Annotated in this window: 15 protein-coding genes; 11 read left to right on the forward strand and 4 right to left on the reverse strand. The window is 46.3% G+C overall.

Features of this window, described 5'->3' with window-relative positions; genetic code table 11:
- Positions 1-17: 17 nt before the first annotated feature.
- The 5 genes from murC (at position 18) to NG821_RS01400 (ending at position 5,639) form a co-directional block, all read left to right on the forward strand.
- Complete coding sequence (gene murC, locus NG821_RS01380) at positions 18-1,394, forward strand: UDP-N-acetylmuramate--L-alanine ligase (protein WP_252759871.1); 1,377 nt, start codon at positions 18-20, stop codon at positions 1,392-1,394.
- On the forward strand, positions 1,394-2,209 hold the full coding sequence (locus tag NG821_RS01385; RefSeq protein ID WP_252759872.1) for a cell division protein FtsQ: 816 nt from the start codon (positions 1,394-1,396) through the stop codon (positions 2,207-2,209). Before murC ends, NG821_RS01385 begins: the two co-directional genes overlap by 1 nt.
- A 106-nt stretch (positions 2,210-2,315) precedes the next feature.
- A complete protein-coding gene (gene ftsA, locus NG821_RS01390) occupies positions 2,316-3,770 on the forward strand; it encodes a cell division protein FtsA (protein ID WP_252759873.1) in 1,455 nt (484 codons plus the stop codon).
- Positions 3,771-3,824: 54 nt separating this feature from the next.
- Positions 3,825-5,159, forward strand: a complete 1,335-nt coding sequence (gene ftsZ, locus NG821_RS01395; protein ID WP_252759874.1) for a cell division protein FtsZ — start codon at positions 3,825-3,827, stop codon at positions 5,157-5,159.
- A gap of 30 nt (positions 5,160-5,189) precedes the next feature.
- Complete coding sequence (locus NG821_RS01400) at positions 5,190-5,639, forward strand: GatB/YqeY domain-containing protein (protein ID WP_252759875.1); 450 nt, start codon at positions 5,190-5,192, stop codon at positions 5,637-5,639.
- 752 nt (positions 5,640-6,391) lie between these two features.
- Here NG821_RS01400 and recO read toward each other — a convergent pair.
- The gene (gene recO / locus NG821_RS01405; RefSeq protein WP_317233068.1) at positions 6,392-7,111 is read right to left on the reverse strand and encodes a DNA repair protein RecO; all 720 of its coding nucleotides are present in this window, start codon (positions 7,109-7,111) and stop codon (positions 6,392-6,394) included.
- 203 nt (positions 7,112-7,314) lie between these two features.
- On the opposite strand from recO, the gene rpsT reads away from it, so the two are divergent.
- The 6 genes from rpsT (at position 7,315) to NG821_RS01435 (ending at position 15,280) form a co-directional block, all read left to right on the forward strand.
- A complete protein-coding gene (gene rpsT / locus NG821_RS01410; protein WP_252759877.1) occupies positions 7,315-7,569 on the forward strand; it encodes a 30S ribosomal protein S20 in 255 nt (84 codons plus the stop codon).
- Positions 7,570-7,822: 253 nt separating this feature from the next.
- Entirely contained in the window at positions 7,823-9,793 is a 1,971-nt protein-coding gene (gyrB, locus tag NG821_RS01415; RefSeq protein ID WP_252759878.1) for a DNA topoisomerase (ATP-hydrolyzing) subunit B, read from the forward strand.
- 102 nt (positions 9,794-9,895) lie between these two features.
- Positions 9,896-12,271, forward strand: a complete 2,376-nt coding sequence (locus NG821_RS01420) for a glycoside hydrolase family 95 protein (protein ID WP_252759879.1) — start codon at positions 9,896-9,898, stop codon at positions 12,269-12,271.
- Positions 12,268-13,203 (forward strand): alpha-L-rhamnosidase N-terminal domain-containing protein, encoded by a 936-nt coding sequence (locus tag NG821_RS01425; protein ID WP_252759880.1) that lies wholly within the window; start codon positions 12,268-12,270, stop codon positions 13,201-13,203. Before NG821_RS01420 ends, NG821_RS01425 begins: the two co-directional genes overlap by 4 nt.
- Before the next feature lie 111 nt (positions 13,204-13,314).
- Positions 13,315-14,196 (forward strand): helix-turn-helix domain-containing protein, encoded by an 882-nt coding sequence (locus NG821_RS01430; RefSeq protein ID WP_252759881.1) that lies wholly within the window; start codon positions 13,315-13,317, stop codon positions 14,194-14,196.
- Between the two features lie 190 nt (positions 14,197-14,386).
- A complete protein-coding gene (locus NG821_RS01435; RefSeq protein WP_252759882.1) occupies positions 14,387-15,280 on the forward strand; it encodes an AraC family transcriptional regulator in 894 nt (297 codons plus the stop codon).
- Between the two features lie 102 nt (positions 15,281-15,382).
- Here NG821_RS01435 and NG821_RS01440 read toward each other — a convergent pair whose 3' ends face one another.
- The 3 genes from NG821_RS01440 to gpmI are packed head-to-tail and all read right to left on the reverse strand — an operon-like array spanning position 15,383 to position 18,284.
- Positions 15,383-16,009, reverse strand: a complete 627-nt coding sequence (locus NG821_RS01440; protein WP_252759883.1) for a DUF3109 family protein — start codon at positions 16,007-16,009, stop codon at positions 15,383-15,385.
- Between the two features lie 36 nt (positions 16,010-16,045).
- The gene (gene ung, locus NG821_RS01445; RefSeq protein ID WP_252759884.1) at positions 16,046-16,711 is read right to left on the reverse strand and encodes a uracil-DNA glycosylase; all 666 of its coding nucleotides are present in this window, start codon (positions 16,709-16,711) and stop codon (positions 16,046-16,048) included.
- Positions 16,712-16,763: 52 nt separating this feature from the next.
- Positions 16,764-18,284, reverse strand: a complete 1,521-nt coding sequence (gene gpmI / locus NG821_RS01450) for a 2,3-bisphosphoglycerate-independent phosphoglycerate mutase (RefSeq protein ID WP_252759885.1) — start codon at positions 18,282-18,284, stop codon at positions 16,764-16,766.
- Positions 18,285-18,465: the final 181 nt, after the last annotated feature.

Consider the following 18,465-nt stretch of genomic DNA (forward strand, 5'->3'; position numbering starts at 1 on the left):
AAAATATTTATAAGAACATGGAGCTGAAAGATATTAAAGCTGTATATTTCATAGGTGCTGGCGGCATCGGGATGAGTGCCATTGCACGATTCTTCATTTACAGAGGTTTGGTCGTTGCCGGGTATGACCGGACACCATCCATCCTCACCCGCCAGTTGGAAAAGGAAGGTATGCTCATCCACTATGAGGTCAATACAGAAGACATTCCACATGCTTGCAGGGATCCGAAATCTACACTCGTGGTCTATACGCCGGCTATCCCTGCTACGCAGGCAGAGCTGGTCTATTTCCGGGAGAATCATTTCGAAGTACAGAAGCGTGCCCAAGTCCTTGGCATACTCACAAGGTCCCATAAGGGATTATGTGTTGCAGGGACTCACGGGAAGACGACGACCTCAACGATGTGTGCCCATATCATGCACCAAAGTCATATCGATTGTAATGCTTTTCTCGGGGGTATTTCCAAGAATTACGGCACCAATTATATCCTTTCAGATAAGAGTGATTTCGTGGTCATCGAAGCTGATGAATTCGATCGCTCTTTCCACTGGCTTCGTCCCTGGATGAGCGTCATCACCGCAACTGACCCAGATCATCTAGATATCTATGGCACGAAAGAAGCCTATCTGGAGAGTTTCCGCCACTATACAGAACTCATCCAACCGGGAGGTGCACTGATCATCCATACCGGTTTGGAACTTAAGCCCCATGTGCAGACAGGCGTGACAACTTACACCTACAGCCGCGACGAAGGTGATTTCCATGCTGAAAACATCGAAATAGAAAACGGGAATATTTCCTTTGACTTCGTTTCTCCTGTCGAGAATGTCCCCAATATCGTCTTGGGACAACCCGTGCCCATCAACATCGAGAACAGTGTCGCAGCTATGGCTATGGCACAACTCAACGGGTGTACGCCTGACGAACTCCGTTATGGTATGAAGACCTATAGCGGTGTTGAGCGGCGCTTTGATTTCAAGATCAAGAACGATCACCTCGTTTTCCTATCTGACTACGGTCATCATCCCAAAGAAATACTGCAGTGTGCAAAAAGCCTTAGGGAACTGTTCAAGGGGCGCAAGATATCAGTGATCTTCCAGCCTCATCTGTACACACGTACCCAGGATTTCTACAAAGACTTTGCGGACTCCCTGAGTCATTTCGACGAAGTAATCCTCACCGAAATCTATCCGGCACGTGAGAAACCCATTCCGGGCGTAACCAGCCAACTCATCTATGACAACCTGAAAGCAGGCATAGAGAAAACGATGATCAAGAAGGAAGACGTACTGGATTTTGTCAAGAACCATCAGTTTGATGTACTGGTCGTTCTGGGCGCTGGAGATCTGGACAATTATTGCCCACAGATTAAGAAAATCCTTGAAGAAAGATAATGCGACGCATCAATTGGAAGAAAACAATTATTGTCGTACTGGATGTCATACTGGGTGTATATCTTCTGTTCGCTTTCGCAGACTTTCATCTGTCTGATGAGACCAACAGAATATGCACGAAAGTTCAAATCAACATTCAGGATGAGATGACCAACGGCTTCCTGGATGCGAAAGAGATCAAGAAACGTCTGGTAGACCATCAGTTGTATCCCTTGGGGAAACCGATGCAGATCGTCAATACCAGACAGATAGAGGACATGCTGAAGAAAAGTGCGTTCGTCAAGACCGCACAATGCTATAAGACCGTAGAAGGTGAACTGTACATCAACATCACCCAACGCATGCCCCTCATCAGAATAAAGAGTGACAATGGAGATGATTACTATCTGGATGACAATAATGCGGTCATGCCGAACACGAAATATGTCAGCAACCTCATCATTGTGACAGGTCATATCTCCAAATGGTTTGCCGAAAGATACCTCTCCATCCTGGGCAAGACGATCATGTCAGATGATTTGTGGAAGAATCAGATCGAACAGATCAACGTGCTCCCCGGGAAAGGCATAGAACTGGTACCGCGAGTGGGTGACCATATTGTTTATATCGGCAATCTCCCTGAAAGCAACAACCCTGCCGAACGACAGGAAATGGTAGCCGCCTACGTGCAAAAGAACCTGAAGCGCTTGAAGGAGTTCTATATGTATGGGCTCTCACAGGCAGGATGGAACAAATATTCCTACATCAATCTGGAATTTGACAATCAGATCATCTGCAAGAAGCGCAAGGACAAAGGCGAGAGTGAGAGTATATAGGCCATCCGTTACAGATGGATAATACCAGCCAAGAAGAGAGGTAAACAGTCGAAGAAGCCTGACCATTCCGGCTTGCCATAAAAATTATAAATCAACGTAGATACATATGCCAAAAGAATTTATCGTAGCCATTGAATTGGGCTCATCAAAGATGACCGGTATAGCGGGACAAAAGAATCTCGACGGCAGCATTACGGTGCTCTCTGTTGTCGAGGAGAAGTCCGAGTCCTGCATTCGTAAAGGTGTGGTCTATAATATGGAGAAAACCGGTCAAGCCCTGACTAATATCATCAAGAGCCTAAGGTCTAATCTCAAACAGGAAATTACACATGTCTATGTCGGTGTAGGTGGACAATCCATCCACAGTGAAAAGAATGTCATCATCAAAGAATTGCCTGACAACACTCAGGTGACTCAGGAGATGATCAATGAGAAAATGGACGAGAACAGGAACATGTCCTATACTGAACAGGATATCCTGGATGCGGTCACTCAGGAATATAAGGTCGATAACCAATATCAACTTGACCCTGTCGGCATCCAGTGCAATCGTCTGGAAGGCAATTTCCTCAATATCCTTTGGCGGAAGAAATTCTACAACAGTCTGAATACTTGTTTCGACAATGCCGGCATTGCCATAGCAGAAATGTACCTCGCCCCTCTCGCTCTGGCCGACAATGTGCTGACAGAAACCGAGAGACGTTCCGGTTGTCTGCTTGTTGATCTCGGGGCTGAGACGACAACGGTGTCGATCTATTACAAAGGCCTGCTCCGCTTTCTCACCGTCATCCCTCTTGGCAGCAACAATATCACCAAAGACCTCACCTCACTTCAGATCGAGGAATCAGTGGCTGAAAGGTTGAAATTGAAATATGCCAGCGCTTATACTGACAATAAAGATATTAAGGACGGGATATCCTACCAGATCGATAAAGACCGGAAAGTAGACTGTCGTAAATTCATTGAGATCGTGGAGGCACGGGTAGAGGAAATCATCGAAAATGTATGGTTCCAGATTCCAAATGAATACACAGACAAACTCCTAGGCGGCATCATTCTGACCGGCGGCGGAAGCAACATGCCGAATATTGACACGGCATTCCGTCAATACACTCATATTGAGAAGATCCGCATTGCCAAATTTGTCATACCGACCATTCACTCCAACGATCCCAAGATCAATGTCCATGACGGTACGATGAATACCATCCTCAGTCTGTTGGCAAAAGGTGACATGAATTGTGCCGGCGAGGAAATCAGAAACGACCTCTTCAAGAATGCAGCTGCCGCAGAAGGCAGACCGGGAACAGTGGCTGATCGCCGTCAGAAAATCCGGGATCCGAAAGTCACGACAGGTTCCGGCATCGTACTCACTGCAGCAGAAAAACAGGAACTGGAGGATGCACGCAAGAAAAGGGAAGCAGAAGAGGAAGAGGCCCGTATAGCAGCAGAAGAACTGGAAAGGAAAAAGGCTGAAGAGAAAAAGGAAAACAGTTGGGGACATAAATTCCTCAACAAACTAAAGAAATTCGGTCAGAACATCATTTCCGAAGACGAATAACTTTCCGACATATCAACCAGATTCTATTGTAGACCATAATATAACTCGACGAACATGGCAGATACAGACACAAAAACAAATATACTAGATTTCGACGAACCCGAGCCACATAAGAGCATTATCAAGGTGATCGGTGTAGGTGGCGGGGGCGGAAACGCCGTCAACCACATGTATCGTGAAGGCATCCATGATGTTAACTTCGTGGTATGCAACACTGATAATCAGGCGTTGAATGATTCTCCTGTGCCCGTCCATCTTCAATTAGGCAAGGAGGGACTTGGCGCAGGCAACAAACCTGCAAAGGCTCACCAGGCTGCCGAAGACTCCATCAAAGACATCAAGGATATGCTCAGTGATGGTACCAGAATGGCTTTCATTACTGCCGGTATGGGTGGAGGTACGGGAACAGGTGCTGCTCCTGTCATCGCGCAGGTCAGCAAAGAACTGGGAATCCTGACTGTAGGAATCGTCACGATCCCCTTCAGTTTTGAGGGCGACCGGAAGATAGATCAGGCTCTCGACGGCGTCGAAGAAATGTCCAAACATGTAGATGCTTTGTTGGTCATCAACAATGAGCGCCTGAGAGAGATCTATCCGGAACTCACTGTCCTCGATGCTTTCGGGAAAGCCGATGACACCCTGAGTGTTGCAGCCAAAAGCATTGCAGAGATCATCACGACTCACGGTGTCATCAACCTAGACTTCAACGACGTCAAGACCGTTTTGAAAGACGGTGGTGTGGCTATCATGAGCACAGGTTACGGTGAAGGCGAAGGCCGGGTGAAGAAGGCTATCGACGATGCCCTGAATTCACCCCTGCTTAATGACAATGATATCTTCCATTCCAAGAAGATCTTGCTGAGCATCAATTTCTGTGATGAGAAGAACAGTAAGTCAGGCCTGAAGATGGAAGAGATGAATGATGTCAATGACTTCATGCATCAGTTTAAAGCCAACTTCGAAATCAAGTGGGGACTGGCTATCGATCCGGATTTAGGCAATAAGGTAAAGGTGACCATCCTGGCTACGGGGTTCGGTATCGAAGACGTAGACGGCATGAACAACCATCTGGACAAAAAGCACAACCAGGAAGAAGTTTCCAAAATGGCAGAGCAAAAAGAGAAGGAAGCTGAACGCCAAGACCGCAGAAACCGGTATTATGGAAAAGACGGGAAAAGCAGTATGTACAAGCGTCGGCCCCATATTTTCCATTTCAGACCGGAGGACCTCGACAATGAGGATATCATCCTCGCCGTCGAGAATACGCCTACCTACAAACGTACAACCCGTATGTTGGAGAATATCCGCAACCAGTCTTCAGATACACCTCAGGAAAGTGACAAGAAAGAAGACAAACAAGACGTGCAGGGCACCATCACTTTCGAATAGTTCATAGCAAATATTAAAATTCTTAGCATCATGACATTATTTGATCAAATCAGCTTAGATATCCAAAAGGCAATGAAAGCCAAGGATAAAGTTCGTTTGGAGACATTGCGTAACATCAAGAAGGAATTTCTGGAAGCCAAGACTGCTCCGGGTTCTGATGGTACACTCTCTGATGAGAAAGGCCTTAAAATCATCCAGAAGCTGGTCAAGCAAGGCAAGGATGACGCCCAACTCTTCAAGACCAACAATCGACAGGCCCTTGCTGATGAGTCAATGGCTCAAGTAGAGGTCATGGAGGAATATCTGCCAAAGCAAATGTCTGAAGCAGACATCGAAGCTAAAGTAAAGGAAATCATTGCTTCCCTCGGGGCATCTTCCATGAAAGATATGGGAAAGGTCATGAAAGAAGCCAATAAGGAAATGGCAGGACGTGCAGAAGGAAGAGTGATCTCCGGTATTGTCAGGAAACTCCTGGCATAACGTCACACGCCCAGTGTATATTTATCAAACTGACTGAAAAAACAGTCTGCGGAAGAAATCATATCAACCTCCACAGACTGTTTTTTTATGCCTATTGCCGAACTCACCGGAAAGTGTCTCTAGGAGCAAATGCCCGAATAGGATCGTCTTCATTACAAGTCGAAAAATTAAAGGAATAACTTGCCAACCAGCCACATTCATCAGTTTAACGAATTCACTTCAGAATTTACCAGTTGATAACCGCAAATTTTCAGTATAAAGCTATGCCGAATTTTATTCGGGAGAAAGGATTTCTTCAATCAAAGGGGAAGGATCAAATACATTCATAAAAATTCACAATGCGAACGACATTGTAAGTATCAGGAAATGAGAGACTTATCAGATCTAAAAAAGGAGCGTCGTAGTTTCGAGAAACATCAACCGCTCTCTCGAGAAACATAAGCGGCACTTTCGAGAAACATAGCGCCAACATTCTCGAGACTAAGAAATGTCCATTTTTACAGAACCCGAAAGAGACCATCCACCCGTCTGCAACAGTTTACCCGTTGATAATTTAGGGAAAGCAGAAGACCGGAGTTAAAGTTTTCCACTAATGTCTCATCTATTTGTACAGAGATAATAGAGCCTGATCCCTCATAAGAAACGATTGAGCCTTTGTCCATGACACCACCTTGCCGAAGATATCCATGTCAGGTGTTAGAGATGTAAAGCGACGGCAATAGTCGGAGGTGAATACACCCCAACCATGCCATTCAGGAATACAGTTGCTTTAAGATCTCAAAGGATTTAAGTTCAGGGAAATCCGGAACATGAAGACGGTAATAATGCAGGATCATTTCTGTCGCCTGATTCCTTTCATCATGAGAGAAGGTCAGGTTCCCCATAGAAGAATAATCAGTCTGGAGAATTCTACTGAGTACCTGCGCCTCTTGAGGACGGAGATAATCCGGATAGAGAGGGGGGAAAGTGACGAATTGCCCTTCACGGAGATCAAAAAAAGAATGGTCTACTTGGCTCTCGATATTGGGATAAAAACCGATAAAGCGCGTCAGATGCAGCATGAACACCAAATGGAAATTGGCAAAGGAATCGGGTTTATCATCCAGCCATTCCATACTCTTCTCTATGAAATCAAATAAGGCGACATTCCGCTGCTCGTTTCTGATCGCATAATACAAGAAATCAGAAATGAATAGCGCCAGAGAGAGTTTATCAGGATCAAAAGGGATACTGGTATAAGGCCGGGACATACGGATATTACGGATATGCTGCAAACGGCTGTTCGGTCTGTAGTCATATTCCAGATCCAGCAGAGTCAGCGGCTGAAAAAAAGGTTTCTTGATTTGCCCTCTACCCGACTTTGAAAGACGGCTGATATAGGATTGCCGGCCCTGTTCTTCGGTGAAGAAATCGCTGACCAACTGATGATCTCCGTACTTCAAAGAATGAAGGAGGATTGCCTTTGTCTTCATATTCATTTATTGCAAAAATACTAAAAAACAAGTGTCAAAAGAAAAAAATACGACTAAAATTTGCAGACATCAAGAAAAAGCGGTAACTTTGCACACGCAAAACAGCAATGGTCCCGTCGTCTATAGGTTAGGACGAGAGATTTTCATTCTCTAAAGAGCAGTTCGATTCTGCTCGGGACTACAAAAATAAAGCACAGAAAAAGATGGCAAATCACAAATCTAACATCAAAAGAATCCGCCAAAGCAAGGTCAGGACTCTTCACAACAAGTACTACGCAAAAACAATGCGTAATGCAGTTCGCAAATTGCGTGCTGAAACAAACAAGGATGAAGCTCTGAAATTGTATCCTACAGTACAGAAGCTTTTGGACAAGTTGGTGAACAAGAATATTATTCACAAGAATAAAGCTGCCAACTTGAAGTCGAGTATCAGTATCCACATTGCCAAATTAGGATAATTATCCTGTTTGGTATAGTCATATCAAGCTGCTATTCCGGATGAATCGCAGCTTTTTTTTGTGATAATCCGTCACATTGTCTTTTAGTCAGATACCCGAAAACCGCTTTCTCAGACCTTTTTCCAGAGATAAGCAGGCAACCGCCGGAAAGGGCATGTCTTTTAACTTTTCACCCTCACTTTAATGCGGTAAGTCTTTTGTGTATATCACATAATTTTAGTATCTTTGCAAATACATATTACTATACTAACAAATGGCAGAAAATCAAGATCCTGAGGAGAATTACTCAGGAAAAAATATTCAGGTTCTAGAAGGGCTCGAAGCTGTTCGCAAGCGTCCTGCTATGTACATTGGTGATATTTCCGTAAAAGGTCTTCACCATCTGATCAACGAGACCGTTGATAACTCTATCGATGAGGCTATGGCCGGTTTCTGTACAGAAATAGAAGTCACCCTCAATGCTGATGGTTCTGTTACCGTACAAGACAACGGTCGAGGCATCCCGGTAGATGAGCAGCCCAAGCTGCATAAATCAGCATTGGAAGTTGTAATGACCGTCCTGCATGCAGGTGGCAAATTCAACAAATCTTCCTACAAGGTTTCCGGAGGTCTCCATGGCGTGGGTGTAAGTTGTGTCAATGCCTTGTCTTCGCACATGAAGTCACAGGTATTCCGCGACGGGAACATCTACCAGCAAGAATATGAAAAGGGCAAAGCCCTTTATCCTGTCAAAGTAGTAGGTAAGACGGACCTGCGCGGCACACGCCAGCAGTTCTGGCCTGACGCCTCCATATTCACCACGGTTGTCTTTCAGTGGGACATGGTTGCCAGTCGTATGCGCGAACTGGCCTATCTGAATGCGGGATTGAAAATCACGCTGACAGACCTGCGCAAGAACGAAGACGGCAAGACGCGGCAGGAAGTCTTTCATGCCAAGGACGGTCTGAAAGAATTTGTGCGTTACATCGACCGCCATCGCACGCATCTTTTCGATGACGTCGTCTATCTGAAGACTGAGAAGGAAGGTGTCCCTGTAGAAGTGGCCATCATGTACAACACGGACTACAGTGAGAACATCCATTCCTACGTCAACAACATCAATACCGTTGAAGGTGGAACCCATCTGCAGGGCTTCAGGACGGCATTGACACGGACACTGAAGAACTATGCAGACCATGACCCCACGATTTCCAAGCAGATCGAAAAAGCCAAGATCGAAATTCAAGGCGAAGACTTCCGCGAAGGTCTGACTGCTGTCATCTCTGTCAAAGTGGCCGAACCACAGTTTGAAGGTCAGACAAAGACCAAACTGGGCAACAGTGAAGTGGCAGGAGCCGTTCAACAGGCTGTAGGCGAAGCATTGACCAATTATCTGGAAGAGCATCCTGATGAAGCCCACAAGATCTGCGAAAAAGTCATTCTCGCTGCCACGGCACGTATCGCCGCACGCAAGGCTCGTGAAACCGTACAACGTAAGAACGTGATGAGCGGAGGCGGACTGCCCGGTAAACTCGCAGACTGCTCCAATAAAGATCCTAAAGACTGTGAGATCTTCCTCGTCGAGGGTGATTCCGCAGGTGGTTCCGCAAAGCAAGGTCGGGACAGATACACCCAGGCGATCCTGCCTTTGAGGGGTAAGATCCTGAATGTAGAGAAAGTGCCTTGGCACCGTGTCTTCGAAGCTGAGTCTGTCATGAACATCATCCAGAGTATCGGCGTCCGCTTCGGCGTCAACGGAGAAGACGACAGGGAAGCCAATATCGACAAACTCCGGTATGACAAGATCATCATCATGACCGATGCCGATGTCGATGGTTCTCATATCGACACACTGATCATGACCCTTTTCTTCAGATTCATGCCGAAGGTCATCGAAGAAGGACATCTCTATATCGCCACACCGCCACTCTATAAATGTACTTACAAGAATAAAGTGAGCGAATATTGCTATACTGACCAGCAACGCCAGGTCTTCCTGGATAAGTACGGTCATGGCGAGGAGGGTCCGGGCATTCATACCCAACGGTACAAAGGATTGGGTGAGATGAATCCTGAACAACTCTGGGAGACCACTATGGACCCGGGGAGACGATTGCTCAAACAGGTCACCATCAATGATGCGGCGGATGCCGATGAGACGTTCTCCATGCTGATGGGCGATGACGTTACCCCTCGCCGTGAATTTATCGAAGAAAATGCAAAATATGCCAATATTGATGCATAACAAACTCAAATAAAACAAGGGCGGATCAATAGGATTCGCCTTTGTTTTTATGTTAATATCTGTCAGAGGACCTGAAGGCCATATCAGAAAACTCATCATAGAATGAAAACACACCAACTGCTGCTGACTCTATTTTCAACTCTCATGACTCTCCCAGTGCATGCGCGCCGGGTCTCTACCTTTCCGATGTGTCTCTGGTACAGTGAACCTGCGAGGGCGTTCGAGGAGGCTCTCCCTATAGGGAATGGAAAACTCGGGGCTCTGATTTATGGCAATGCGAACAGGGATACGGTCTACCTCAACGATTTGTCCTTATGGACCGGTGCCCCCGTCGATTCAGCAGAAGGCGGGGATGCCTACAAGTGGATCCCGGTGATCAGAAAAGCGCTCTTCAGGGAAGATTACAAGGCGGCTGACTCCTTACAACTCCATGTGCAAGGACACAACTCATCTTATTACCAACCTTTAGGCCTCCTCCAGATCGAAGACAGAGACAAATCTCCACTCTCCGGTTATAAACGGACCTTGAGTCTGGACAGTGCCATTGCCACAGTCCGCTATACGCGCCAAGGCATCCATTATACCCGGGAATATTTTGCTTCCCATCCTGACAAGACCATCGCCATCAGGCTGACAGCCTCAAAAGACGGATCCATCAACTGCAACTTGTCTCTCACTTCACTGATCCCGCACAATGCGAGAGCTTCGGAGAAACAGATTACCATGACCGGACATGTGATAGGCGATGTCTCGAAAAGCATCCATTTCTGCACTCTTCTGTCGGTCAGGAATCATGGGGGAACAGTTGTAGCCTCCGACTCCACCTTACGTCTTCAAAGTGTCGATACCGCCGAAATCTATATCGTCAATGAGACCAGCTACAATGGGTTCGACAAAGATCCCGTCAAAGAAGGGGCACCCTATCTGGAAACGTCTGAAGACGAAGCTTGGCACCTCGTCAATTTTACCTATCAAGAACTCCGCCAAAGGCATCTGCAGGACTATATGCCTCTGTTTCGAAGAGTCCGCTTCCAACTCGGGAAACCTGAGTTTGATCAGACACGAAGCACCCGGCAACAACTCATGGATTACAGTGATCGTCAAGAGCAGAATCCATACCTGGTTTCACTCTATTTCCAGTTTGGCAGGTATCTCCTGATCAGTAGTTCCAGAACGCCCGGACTACCGCCTAATCTCCAAGGTCTGTGGGCCCCTGAAAAGTACTCTCCATGGAGAGGCAACTATACGATCAACATCAATCTTGAAGAAAATTACTGGCCGGCAGAGGTCACGAATCTGCCCGAACTCATTATGCCTCTGACAGGACTGCTCCAGGCCATGTCAGTGACTGGCAGTTATACGGCAAAACATTACTATGGCATCGACGAAGGCTGGTGTGCCGGACACAACGTGGATGCATGGGCCATGACCAACCCTGTAGGAGAGAAGAGAGAAAGTCCGAAATGGAGCAATTGGAATATGGGGGGAGCCTGGTTGGTGGAAACACTCTGGGATCATTATGACTACACCAGAGACTCGAATTTCCTCCGCCATACAGCTTATCCACTCATGAAAGGGGCTGCAGAGTTCATGCACAAGTGGCTGATCCCTAATCCTAAAAAACCGGAAGAGTTGATTACAGCTCCGAGTACCTCTCCTGAAGCCGAATACATTACGGATAAAGGTTATCAAGGGTGCACACTCTATGGGGGCACGACAGACATGGTCATCATCCGCGAACTTTTCGAGAATACGATACGGGCAGCAAGAATACTTCACACGGATGAAACTTTTGCAGCCGAACTCGAATCAGACCTCAAGCGATTGGCTCCTTTTAAAATAGGGAAACGCGGCAACCTGCAAGAATGGTATGAGGACTGGGCTGACCAGGACTGGCATCACCGCCATCAGTCTCATCTCCTCTCACTATACCCTTTTTTCCAGATCACGCTAAGCAAAACGCCCCAACTGGCAGCTGCCGCCGCAAAGACTCTCGAAATCAAAGGCGACCAGACGACAGGCTGGAGTGCAGGTTGGCGCATCAGTTTGTGGGCACGTCTCCACAGACCTGACAAAGCTTACCTGATGCTCCGCAAATTGCTCACCTATGTTCCGCCATCCAACTACAACGATCCTAAGCATCGGCCTGCAGGCGGGACTTATCCTAATCTCTTCGATGCTCACCCACCCTTCCAGATCGACGGCAACTTCTCAGGGACAACAGGTATATGTGAAATGCTGATGAACTGCGATGGTGAGACGATGGAACTACTTCCGGCTTTGCCTGAGACATGGACATCAGGAGAGATTAGCGGTCTGAAGGCTCGTGGAAATTATACGGTAGACTTGAAATGGAACCATCACCGACTCGTCAAGGCTGCTATTACGGCAAATACGCCCGGGACACTTACTGTCAGATACGGCAACAAACACCAAACTTTGAATTTCAAAGCAGCACAAACCATAAATGTGAAATGAAACTGATCCGAATATTAGAAATAATTCTCGTCTTCTTCTGTCTTTTCCTCAGTGGAGGACACCTCTCCGCACAGGAATTCGGTACGCATTGGATCTCTTATCCCAATGCAGACAACAGTTCTGAAATCTGGTTTCGTAAAACTTATATCACGTACCAAAAACCGAGTCAGGCAAAGATTACTATCGCGGCGACCGGACATTACCAGATCTTCGTCAATGAGCGCAATATCAGTCGGGAAGTTCTCCTTCCCGGTCCCTCTGACAATGCCGGCACGATACAGGAGATGACCTTTGATATCAGCAACATCCTCCGCGAGGATTCCAATACAATCGCGATATGGTATGCGCCTGATCCACAATTACACACGGACAAACAGATCTCGCTGTCGTATTACGGTACTTCCAAATACGGACAACCGTTCTACTACCAGACGGGCGAAGACTGGTCCTGCAAGAAAGCCTGCGGATATGTCACTGCCAATCAGGAATATCTGGACAATCGCTCCTATGACCCGTCTTGGAAAGCTTGCACGACTGAAGTCACAAACTGGACATCAGCCGTTCGCTCAACCGACGTCCGCCAATATCCTCTGCGCGATAATTCCTATTACCATCAGGGATACAAGGTCACCAAAATCCTTCACCCCGAAATGGTCTTCTGCGATACGAACAGCATCACCTACCGCTTTCCAAGACAATTCACCGGATGGGTCAGATTGACTATCCGCAACGCTCATTCAGGAGAAACCATACACCTCAACAACTATACTTATATCTGTAATGGGCGTATTGACGAACAGGCTTGCCGCCGATTTACAACTGACTCACAACATGACTTGGTCGTAGAAGGAGACCAGTATTTCCAAACTGACCAGATCCAAAATATCGAAGGTTTGGTCATCCAACCGGACCAAAACTGGGCCTTCGAATAAGGGCAGAATACTGCCAACCCTAAAGACACAGAACTAACATTCTCCTATTTTTCTTGTTTTTTTTATGGAATTTGGAGAATAATGACTATCTTTGTTCCAAAATACGTAAACATGATCAATACAGACATGAAGGAAGTTACTATTTCCGAAGCAAAGACAATCTACAAAACAGATGATTATATCGAGGATGACTTGATTCTCTTCGATAGTGTATCCGACATTCCTATCCCGAGTGAGCCCAGAAGGATGAATTGCCTCCTGATCGCTCTTTGCACCAATGGCAAGGCTCAGTATACCGTGGATACAACGGAAAGGAACGTAACATCTGGTGACATCATCATTATCAGTGAAGGACAGGTCACCAACAACTTTATGCTGAGCCGGGACTGCAACGGCATAGCGATCATGCTGAGTTATAACTTCTTCCACGAGATCATTGCAGGTAGCCATGAGCAATCTGCATTGTTCCTTTTTTCGAAAAGCCACCCCGTATTCTCTCTCAATACAGAAGAAGAGGCAAACTTGTTCAATTATGTCAAACTCATTAAGAAAAAGGTCGAGGAAAAGGAACACCATTTCCGGAAAGAGACGGTCAAACTGCTTATCGCAGCGATGATCAGTGATGTCAGCAACATCATCTATAAGATACAGAACGACAATAATACCAAGCAAACACGTGCAGAAAGCATCTTCAATAATTTTATCCAATTAGTAGAACAGAACTATAAGAAAGTACGACGGGTAAGTTGGTACGGACACCAACTCTGTATCACGCCGAAGTATCTCTCCGAGACCGTCAAGGCTGTCAGTCACCGCACACCTAATGAATGGATAGACAACTATGTATCATTGGAAATCCGGGTACAACTGAAGAACTCCACCAAGAGTATCAAGGAAATCGCTGAAGAACTCCATTTCCCCAATCAGAGTTTTATGGGAAAATATTTCAAGGAACAAGTCGGCATGTCGCCTTCCGAATACCGGAAAAAATAGACTCACAGGCGGACTGTATCCCAAGATGTTCTGATTTTCCTTGCGTCATATCCATCATGCGGACACGCCTCAGAAAAATTGCTTAATGGCGATCATTTATGTCCCGATAATAGTTTTAACTGTTCTGTTTTTCCTCTACTTTAACATAGATAAGAAAAAAACACTACCTTTGTAAAACAACCCATGAAGCATGAACATTCAAGAGATCACGGAAATCAACATCCCCTTAGCGAAAAGCCTCAGTCAGAGCAAAGCCTGCCTGGATGACGACCTGATCCTATTTGACAGGATTTCAGATATACCGCTACCGGATAAACCATGCCGGCTACAATGCCTGCTGATTGCCCTTTGCACAAAAGGCTCCTTGAAATATTCCCTGAACACTAGAGAACTTCAGGCTTTCACCGGTGACATCATCATCATCGGCAGAGGACAGGTCATCAATCACATCCAACAGAGCCGGGACTGTATCGGCATCGCTTTCATGATCAGTTATCCTTTTTTCCATCAGATATTCACCGGAATACACAACTTGTCTACCCTCTTCCTCTTCTCCCGACAGCATCCGGTATTGAAACTTGAGCCCAGTGAAGAAGAAGATATCATGAACTATTTTTATCTCATCAGAGCTAAGATCAGGGAGAAAGTACACCGGTTCCGCAAAGATACGATCAGACTCCTTCTGAACACGATGAGTTGCGATGTCTGCAACATCATTTATCAAATCCAAAGTGGCGATGACAGACAATCTTCCAGAGCTGAAGCGATTTTCACTGAGTTTATGAAACTCGTCAAGGAGAACTACAAGACGGCACACCGAGTGAAGTGGTATAGCGACCACCTCTGTATGACCTCAAAGTACTTGTCGGAAACGGTAAAGACGGTAAGCCACCATACGCCTAACGAATGGCTCAACTCCTATATCGCTGCAGAAATAAAAATACAACTAAAGGATTCGTCCAAAAGCATCAAGCAGATTGCCATGGACCTCCACTTTCCTAATCAGGGACTTATGGGAAAATACTTCAAGGGACAAACCGGAATGTCTCCTACCAGTTATCGTCTCAGTCAAAAGTTGGAATAACGCTTGCTGATTTTCAATCCTAGAAAATTCTAAAAACCGAAAACCGCTAGTGCCGTCTTAACTTTCCGAATACGCTCTGCCATTCCGACAATAGTCCAACTTTTAAGGTTTGGCTATAGGAGGTATCAATTTCCTCAATGCCAGTTGTACTGCCATCACACAAAGTTGGTCATACCAGTCACGTCCGAAGCGGCTGATAAGCGGATCCTTCAAAAACTGATAAAGCGGAAGGTTCTGCTTCTTCCCTTTTTCCAAAGCACCTTTGCAGACATCCCACCACTTATAAGTCAGACCGAAAGTTCCATTATGGAAATCCTTTTCCCTCAGGGGGTAAAGAGCACAGGAGATAGGTTTTTTAAAACTTGTTTTTCCCGTCCGGTAAGCCTTTTCCAATGCACAAAGGCAGATGCCCTCTTGATCATAAAAAGTAAAGACACAGTCCTTACAACCCACGATACTTAAATCCAAGTCATGGTCTGCATCGACGTACCAGATTCCCTGTTGCTTGATGACCTCCGTCGCAGCTGGGGACAAGTCATCAGCCACGGCAACCATACAATTCTCTATATGTTCGACTTCCGCAGGACTGACAGGAGGGCCTGCCTGACCTTCAACACAGCACTGTCCTTTGCAGACAGACAGGTCACAGCAAAATCGCACGATAAAGATATCAGGATCGACAAGGACATTGCCGACCTGGAAAATTGGGAGTTTTTTACGATAATTCATCGTCTTCTAAGTCCTGAATGTCAATCAGGTATCAATCTACCAACGGACAGGACTGATACCATGCTGTTCCAAATAGGTATTACAACGCGAGAACTGATGATTGCCGAACCATCCGCCCCTATTTGCCGAGAGAGGTGAAGGGTGGACAGATTCCAGAATCAGATGCTTGTTACGGTCTATAAAGGCAGCTTTGGAACGCGCATAGCCCCCCCATAACATAAAGACCAAGTTTTCCCGTTCAGCATTCAAAGCCTTGATGGCAGCATCTGTAAAGCGATCCCAACCAAGTTTCTGGTGACTGTTAGCCATATGAGCCCGCACCGTCAGCGTAGCGTTCAGCAACAGAACCCCTTGCTTGGCCCATCGTGTCAGGTCTCCATTATCAGGCATCGGTGTTCCAAGATCCATCTGAATCTCTTTGAAGATATTGATCAGAGACGGCGGCATCATGATCCCTTGGGGAACCGAAAAACTCAGTCCCATCGCCTGCCCCGGCTCGTGATAAGGATCCTGCCCGATAATGACGACTTTGACATCATCGAAAGGACAGAGATTGAAGGCATTGAAAATAAGATTTCCCGGTGGATAACAGGTATGGTGCATGTACTCCTGACGCACATAATTCGTCAGATCGATGAAATACTGCTGATCAAACTCTGACCCCAGTCGCTTTTTCCAACTCGCTTCAATCTTGACATCCATAATTATACGACTTAAATGATCACACTTCTATGACGCAGACCTGATCCGTCTCTCAACGATCAGTGATCAGGTTTTCACCCGTCATATCTGCCGGTTGTTCCAAGCCCATGATATGCAGGATACTTGGAGCAACATCTGCCAGACGTCCGTCTTTGACGGTAGCGGAATTATTATCCGTCACATAGATGAACGGCACAGGATTCAGAGAATGGGCAGTATTCGGAGTCCCGTCAGGGTTGATGGCATTGTCAGCATTGCCATGATCGGCAATGATCAGTGCCTCATAACCGTTGGCTTTCGCCGTCTCTATGACATCATGCACACAATGGTCAACGGCGACCACAGCTTTGGCTATGGCATGATAGATGCCTGTATGCCCGACCATATCGCCATTAGCGAAATTGACCACGACGAAATCATACTGTTGGGTCCGGATTGCACCGACCAACTTATCCTTCACTTCAAAGGCACTCATCTCGGGTTTCAAATCGTATGTGGCGACCTTCGGTGAATGGACCAGAATACGGTCTTCACCCGGGAACGGCGCTTCACGGCCACCATTGAAGAAGAACGTCACATGAGCATATTTCTCTGTCTCGGCAGTATGCAACTGGCGGAGACCTTTCTTGCTCAGGTATTCTGCAAGCGTATCCTGAACATTGTCTTTCGGGAAAAGGACATGTACGCCCTTGAAACCGGCGTCATAAGGTGTCATACAATAGTATTGGAGATCCTTCAGAGTGTGCATTCCCTCCTCCGGCATATCTGCCTGTGTCAGGACCTGTGTCAACTCACGTGCACGGTCATTGCGGAAATTGAGGAAGATAACAACATCCCCATCACCAATGGTGCCGTCTGCCGCTGAGTTGTGAATGGGTTTGATAAACTCATCTGTCACACCTTCATCGTAACTCTGCTGCATGGCCTGAACCATATCCGAAGCTTGTTTTCCTTTGCCTTCGACGAGCAGGTCATAAGCCTCCTTGACACGATTCCACCGCTTGTCACGATCCATAGCGTAAAAACGGCCTATGATATCGGCTATATGAGCACCGTTGGCATCACAGACTTTCTGTACATCTGCAATAAAACCTTTACCGCTCTTCGGATCTGTATCACGGCCATCCATAAAGCAATGGACGAAAACATTCTTCAACTGATACGCCTTTCCGATCTCGATGAACTTCTTCAGATGTGCCAAAGATGCGTGTACGCCACCAGTAGAAGTCAGTCCCATGATATGTAACTTCTTCCCTGTTTTCCGGGCATAACTGAAGGCATTCACAACGCCCTCATTCTTCAATATCTCTCCGCTTTCGCAAGCCTTATTGATCTTGACAAGATCCTGATAGACGATACGGCCGGCTCCGATGTTCAAATGCCCCACTTCAGAATTTCCCATCTGACCTTCAGGCAGGCCAACATCTTCGCCACAGGCCATCAACTGAGAATGAGCTGATACAGCATTCAGATAATCTAAATAAGGAGTCGGAGTGTTGAATATCACATCACCTTTTCCATGCTTGCCGAGTCCCCATCCATCGAGGATCATCAATAAAGCTTTCTTTGCCATAATGTTTTCTTGATTATAATTAGTAATTTTGCCTGCAAAGGTACGGCTTTTCTGTGGATATACATAGCAATCTTCTCCTTTTTAGAAACATGAAACTCAATCGTCAGAAATGATGATGGATCAGATTCCGTTGATAAGAGGTCGAGAGCATTTCCTTGGGCGCATTGATGCCTATGGCATG

Origin of the sequence: Segatella cerevisiae (assembly GCF_024054555.1) — a bacterium.
Taxonomy (GTDB): domain Bacteria; phylum Bacteroidota; class Bacteroidia; order Bacteroidales; family Bacteroidaceae; genus Prevotella; species Prevotella cerevisiae.